At 52.2% G+C, this 6,467-nt stretch carries 5 protein-coding genes; 2 read left to right on the forward strand and 3 right to left on the reverse strand.

What is annotated here, in order from left to right; genetic code table 11:
- Nucleotides 1-524, forward strand: a 524-nt coding sequence (locus tag O6944_00780) for an enoyl-CoA hydratase/isomerase family protein (GenBank protein ID MCZ6717688.1), incomplete at its 5' end; no start/stop codon positions are given.
- On the opposite strand, the gene O6944_00785 is transcribed toward O6944_00780, so the two are convergent.
- Complete coding sequence (locus tag O6944_00785; protein ID MCZ6717689.1) at nucleotides 521-2,533, reverse strand: sulfotransferase; 2,013 nt, start codon at nucleotides 2,531-2,533, stop codon at nucleotides 521-523. The genes O6944_00780 and O6944_00785 overlap by 4 nt on opposite strands.
- A 381-nt stretch (nucleotides 2,534-2,914) precedes the next feature.
- Nucleotides 2,915-5,257 (reverse strand): TonB-dependent receptor, encoded by a 2,343-nt coding sequence (locus O6944_00790; protein ID MCZ6717690.1) that lies wholly within the window; start codon nucleotides 5,255-5,257, stop codon nucleotides 2,915-2,917.
- Here O6944_00790 and O6944_00795 point away from each other — a divergent pair.
- A complete protein-coding gene (locus O6944_00795) occupies nucleotides 5,147-5,434 on the forward strand; it encodes a hypothetical protein (GenBank protein MCZ6717691.1) in 288 nt (95 codons plus the stop codon). The genes O6944_00790 and O6944_00795 overlap by 111 nt on opposite strands.
- Nucleotides 5,435-5,601: 167 nt before the next feature.
- On the opposite strand, the gene O6944_00800 is transcribed toward O6944_00795, so the two are convergent.
- A partial coding sequence (locus O6944_00800) for a pyridoxal phosphate-dependent aminotransferase (protein ID MCZ6717692.1) occupies nucleotides 5,602-6,467 on the reverse strand: 866 nt, incomplete at its 5' end.

A 6,467-nucleotide genomic window follows, 5' to 3' on the forward strand; every position in this document is an offset into this window, starting at 1 on the left:
TCGCAATCGACGATGCCATCGAGCAGGTCGTAATTCAGATCCACGAAATGCCGGCACCCGTCTTTGCAGCAGTCGAGGGGCCTTGTATGGGTGGTGCTGTCGACATCGCCTTAGCCTGCGACTTCCTCGTAGCGTCCGAGGAAACTTTCTTCGAGGTTCCGGCTGCACGCCTGGGTCTCCTCTACAATCCCGAAGCCGTAAAACGCTGGCATGCTCGAGTAAGCGGCCAGACTCTGCGCCGCATCTTGCTTCTTGGCGAGCGATTTACATCGGCCGAGGCTGAGCAAGCCGGTGTCGTCTCACACCTGGTCGGCAAAGGCTTTGCATTGAAGCGATCACACGAGCTTGCAAGCCGTATCACCGACAGCAATCCGAACATAGTAGCCGCGACCAAAGGCCTGCTCGTTGCGCTCGAGACCGGCGAAACGGACCTTGCGCGCTGGGAAAAAATTCGTAGGAAAATTCTCGACTCGCCAGAGCGCCGCGAGTTGGTCACCCGCGTAAAGGATGTGACCGACAACTAGTTTATTGGATACCTGTCCAACACCGGCCCAAGGCTGTCCTTGAGTTCGTCGAGATGCGCCTCAAAATTCCGCCAGTGCTCTAACGCACCGCTGTAAATAGGCTGACGAACCTGTTCGGAGCTTGCTGTGCGAACCGGCCGTTCGGTCTGATGAAAATCCAGACAGCTCGCCTCGAATGGCAATTCACAATGGTCGAGCATGCGCCGTAACTGTGTCTCAGTATCGACCACTACTTCTTCATACTGGACCCGTAAAACCTTGCCCGGCAGGACCCGATCCCAGTGGTCCATCATGTCTACATAGTCACGATAATAACGACCCATATTGGAGAGCCCATAGGTAAAAGACTGCCCACGCGCAAACAGTTGCGTGAAGCCACTAAAACAGGACGCCATGGGATGACGGCGCGCATCGATGATCTTGGCATTGGGAAGTATCAGATGGATTAAGCCGACATGCAGATAATTATTGGGCATTTTGTCGACGAAAAACGGCGCCGCCCCTCTTTGAATACGACTTCGGTCTATATACTCTTGGCCCAAATCGTTGAGCTGACTGGCGCTTAATTCGGTCAAGACTTCCGGATAGTGCGACAACTCGGATTTTTTCTTGTGCCCTCCCAGACGCCGGACAATAGCAAGAATAAAGGCCAGCTCCTTGGTGCCGTCTACCTGGGAATGGCTTGCCAGTATTTGTTCAAGCAAGGTCGAACCAGAGCGGGGTAAACCGACGATAAAGATCGGATCGGGCGCCTGATATCCCTGCCCTTCAGCGGCCGAAAAAAGTTCTTTACCGCACACCGCCTTCTGTCGCTGTACATTTTTCTCTGTATTGTCGGCCTTATATCCTGAGCGCTTTGCCTGGATGCTGTTGCCCAGTTGATAGAATTGAAACGATTCATCGTACTGCTTGCGATCTTCCAGCGCCTTACCTAGGGCAAAGCAGAAATGAAGATAATCTACCCGGGTGCAGGTACTCTTGCCTATCTCCTCGCGCATTGCTTCAATATCGGCATCCTCAAAACGGAAGGTTTTTAGATTGGCCAGACTCCACCAAGCGTCACCATAGCCAGGTAACAGGTCGATCGTCTGCCGGTATGCGGCAATGGCCTGCTGCTGCTGACCGATAGTCTTCAGCACATGACCATAAACCATGGTAAGTTTCGCTCGCGGGGGAAAATGGGCTAGCAGATATTCATAACAGGGCAGTGCCCGTTCAAAGTCCCCCATATTGTGAAGAATCGCAGCCCGCAGTACTAACAAGGTGAATTTCCCAGGCTCTGCTGCCAACAGCCGCTCCACCTGTACTAACGCCAGATCGAGTTTCTCCCGTTTTTCCAGTACCTGAGCATAATTCAATCTCGCCAAACTGAATTCCGGTTGCAACTCCAGACAGCGTTCCAGTAAATTTTCAGCGTCGTCTAAAACACCGACCTTGATGCCTATGACAGCCAGCAAGCGGATCGCGCTGACATTCGTCGGGTTTTCGTAGAGAAATTGCCGACAGAGTTGCTCCGCCTTGCCAATCTTGCCGGCCTTAAAAAGCTTAAGCGCGTGGATCAAGTCGGGTTCCACGGACGAGGCCAACATACACTGATAAAATGCCTCGTTGGCGGAATCCTCATCCTCATCGACGAGGAATAATTCCCCCATCAATTTCCAACTGGCCGGCAGCTTCGGCTCAATGGCCACCGCACTTTGCAGCGCCTCTATAGCCGCCATTACTTGTCCTACCTCGGCATAGGCAAAGCCAAGTTCTTGCTGTGCCAGGGCAAAATCCGGTGCGCGCTTTACTAATGCTTGCAAACGTTGCAGCGCCTGCGCATTGTGCCCTTGGTCTCGAATAGCCACAGCCACCACCAACAGGCTGTTCACTTCATCTGGGTAGTGCCGCAGTATCTGTTCTGCCTGCTCCCTGGCTAATTTGGATTCACCCTTGCTGAGTAATCCCATGGCGTGTTTGACCGCCGTTTTGATATCACGAGTACTAGCATCAGGCTTTGCATTCATTATTTTTTACTTGACGATTATTGTTAATGAATTAGCTGGACAATCTTCACATGATGACCCCTGTGCAGACAAACTTATTTTGCTCGGCGAATGACCGGCCAGCGCCGTTTCTGTGTATCCATACAGACGTTAAGTACTGATAATCTATGCACATCGCCGCTCCCTCGCATCCATGCAACCGCGGCATACGACCGCCATGGAAGGCGGAAATGCAGAAAACGCAGGAGCAGTTTTTTGCTCGTCACTGCGCCCTTGGCATACGACCGCCATGAACGGCGGGAGTGCAGATCACGCAGGAGCAGTTATCTGCCCGTCCATCCATGGACATCATAAAAAAGGGGTGACAAGCGTCACCCCCTGGATTTATTGAAACCCGGTGATCTAAAACCGCTTCCAGACATTCACTCCGTAGGTACGAGGGCGATTGACAACGGCCGTATTCTCATAGTTCCTTGGAGAGGCATACAATATAGCATTTGTGTCGGTCAGGTTGTTGACAAACACATCCACGCCCCAGCCTGCTAGATTAATACCAGCCCTGAAGTTTCCAATGTTGTAAGAGTCTTGAACATAGTTTTCAAAATCCCCCGGAAATCTCGGCTCGAACGCGGTTCCCGTAACCCTTGGCGGGCGTATTTCACTCAGCGAGTCGCCGGTATAGGACCAGTTTAACTGTGCATAGGCATCATAATTCGCCAGCTCAAACTCATAGCGGGCATTCACGACACCCTGAAATTCCGGAATGTTTGGCAACCTCTGTCCATCGGGCACTGAAAAATTTCCATTGGGCAGAATAAAATCAGCGGTGGTTTCTGCATCGTTATAGGCTCCAGCTAAAGATACCGTCAAGGCATCGCTGACCAGGTAAGTAAGATCAAACTCCACTCCATTAATTCTTGCGGTTGCGAGGTTGTAGGTATTGCCGCAGCATGCTGATAAACCAAATTCGTAAATGGTAAATTGAATATCGTCCCAGTCCATCAAATAGGCCGCGCCGTTGAAGCGCAAGCGCTGATCCAGCCACTCAGTCTTCCAGCCGATTTCATAATTTGTCATGAGGTCCGGTTTAAATTCCTGAAGACCTAGGGCTATAAGGGCCGGTTCGCGGTTTAGGCCGCCGGGTCGATATCCTTCCGAGTAGGTGAAGTAGACCATTTTCTCATCATCTATATTCCAGCTGATATTCCCTTTGTATATTGCGTCAGTGTTAGAATATTTAAGATCGACACTGTCGTCGTTATCTCTAAATCTGGTGGCAGGAGTGAGACCGGTTGTGCAATCATTAAAAATTGGGACGGCAAAAAAACTAATATTACAAACATCTCCCCAACCGACAACACCTGATAGTTGAGATTCCTCATCGAACCATCGAATCCCGGCGGTAACGCTCAATGCATCAGTCAAATCATAGCTCACCTCGCCAAATACGGCGATTTGAGTGTCCTCACGGGCCTGATCGGTCCTGAAAAAAACATTTGAAAAAGGCGTGTTTGGAATCGTTAAGGTTGAAGCCATGCCGGCCTGTATAAATCCCAGAAAGTAGTCAAACTCGATCTTCTCGTAGAATCCACCGACCGTGTAATGCAGGCGGCTGTCAGCCAGTGACTGCAGACGCAATTCGATGCTGGTCCGATCCCAATTGAAAAGGCTCTTGTTAATCTCCTCGCCACTGGTGCAATCAGTATTAGGCAAAGCTTGTCCGTAATAAGGGCTGGTGTAGTCACAGCCATAGTAGCGGGCGAAGGTCAGGTACTGGCCATAGGCGTGGTATCCTGTCTCATACTCCACATCGCGATCACTAAAAGCAACCGTGCCAACCAGCCTGTGATCGGCGAATTCACCGTCGACAGTCAGGGCGAACTGAGTAAACTCGTCGTCAGTGGAATCGTCGCTAAAACGTTGGACATTACGTTCACCCACGTCGGCCAAGCCAGCGCCCTGTTCCCAGACACCCTCTGACTCCAGTTTCTGGTAGATTATGCTTGCGTCAGCGACCCAATTTTCGCTGAGGTCGACCCGCAGGGCTGCACGCAGACCGGCTTTAGTAAGTTCATTAATATCGTCTGCAGCGAAGGCATCATTGGTTTTTGTGAACGACGTACCAGGCAAACCAGTAAACGATGCCGTCAGAGCATACGTATACGAGCCGCCCGGCACATTATCGATCCAACCGCCTTCATCCAGGTACCACCCAACCAGCCGAATGGCTGCACTCTCGCCCAACGGAACGTTGACAAAAGCTTCCCCTGTATAACCGGTGTCGCCATCTGTCATACCGTTACCCTGGACATCAAAGCCGCCGGAAAATTTCTCGGCATCGGGCTTATTGGTAATGTAGCGCACGGTGCCGGATTGGGAACTGGCGCCAAACAAGGTCCCCTGCGGGCCGCCCAGGGCCTCGATGCGCTCCATATCATAGATATGGATAGGGAGATTGGCTCCAATTGATGTTACCGGTGCCTCATCGAGATAAACGCCGACACTGGGCTGTGACCCGGACGGGTTAGCATCGCCACCGTCGGCCGCTCCGCGCATGATTATAGTTGCCCCGCTCGCCCCCCCCTTATTTTTGAAGGACAAGTTTGGCGCCATCCGGGCAAAATCGGCAAAGTCTTGTATGCCCAGCTCTTCGAGTCCGGTGTTGTCTATCGCCGTCACGGCGATGGGCACGTCCTGCAAATTCTCCGAACGCTTCTGGGCGGTTACAATGATTTCCTCAAGCACCGCTCCCTGGACCTCTTGGGCCGGTGCCGGCTGTGGCATTGCCAGTGCGCTGGAAACAACGGCGGCTGCGAGATACTGGTTACGTCTGGATTGAATATGGGTTTTTACCGCATGCGAAACTGCGCTGCGGCGCGGTTGTGGATCACGCTGTTTGGTGGTCTTGGCTATCACTCTTAGCTCCCCCGTTAGGAATAAGAAAAGATCAACCGGCCTTAAGCTACCGACTTTTTTGTTCAGTTAGACAGGATTAAATTCCATTTGCGGCATCAGGTAAACGTAAGAAAAAAGTCTCATTTGCGTAACATTTTGATCACGTAAGTTTTCCGTCACCCTTGAGATGATGTTTAGACGCATTTCGCGAGAATTTCCATGTCCGCCTCGTAGGAATCCGGTCCCAGCGGCCCGAAAGAGAAGCGCATGAAGTGCTCAAGCGGGCCGTTTATGCGGCGTGCCATGTCACACAGGCGGCCCGGCAGGATGCCCGCGTCGTGCTCAAACAACCGTTCGTTGAACTCATCGGCACTAATGCCGCCAGGCAGTCTGCCCCAGTGATAGAAACCGCCATTGCCGGTAAAGAGATCGAAACCCAGGCCTTTGAGACCTTTTTCGTAACGGGCGCGTTGCGATGCAAAGAACTCGCGCACGGCCGATCGTGCCTGCTCGACACGTATCGGTTCAAACAATTTCGTTACATAGAGCTGAGACGGGCGTGAGACGCCGCCCATGCCGAAGGAGGAATAATTACGAAAGATCTCGATATGCTTCTGCGCCGCGATCGCCCAGCCGACGCGCATGCCGGGAACCTGCAGACCCTTGGTCGCAGCCCCGATGACGAACATGTCAGTCTGATCGATGTCGTCTATATGGCGCAGCGCGCTCTCGGGTTCCGGATCGCAATAGAACTCATAAGCCTCATCGAATAGTGCGCCTCGCCCCGGTTGGCTGAATTTTTTTACTAGTTCTCTTAATGCATCGCCGGTGACGGTAACTCCGGTCGGATTGCAGGGATTGCTCTTGAGAAGCAGAACTCTTTCCGTCGACTCGACGGGCTCGACATCATAAGCGTCTGCATCGGGACGAAACTGATTCTCTTCATTGCTGGCAATCAGATGCACTTTGCGGCCGAAGATTTTCAGCATGTCGTAATAGGGTGTGTATTCCGTTTCCTCGACTGCAACGCACACGTCGCTCTCGAGAAATGCCAGCGTCG

The sequence above is a fragment of the Gammaproteobacteria bacterium genome (assembly GCA_027296625.1).
In the GTDB taxonomy this organism is placed as follows: domain Bacteria; phylum Pseudomonadota; class Gammaproteobacteria; order JAKEHO01; family JAKEHO01; genus JAKEHO01.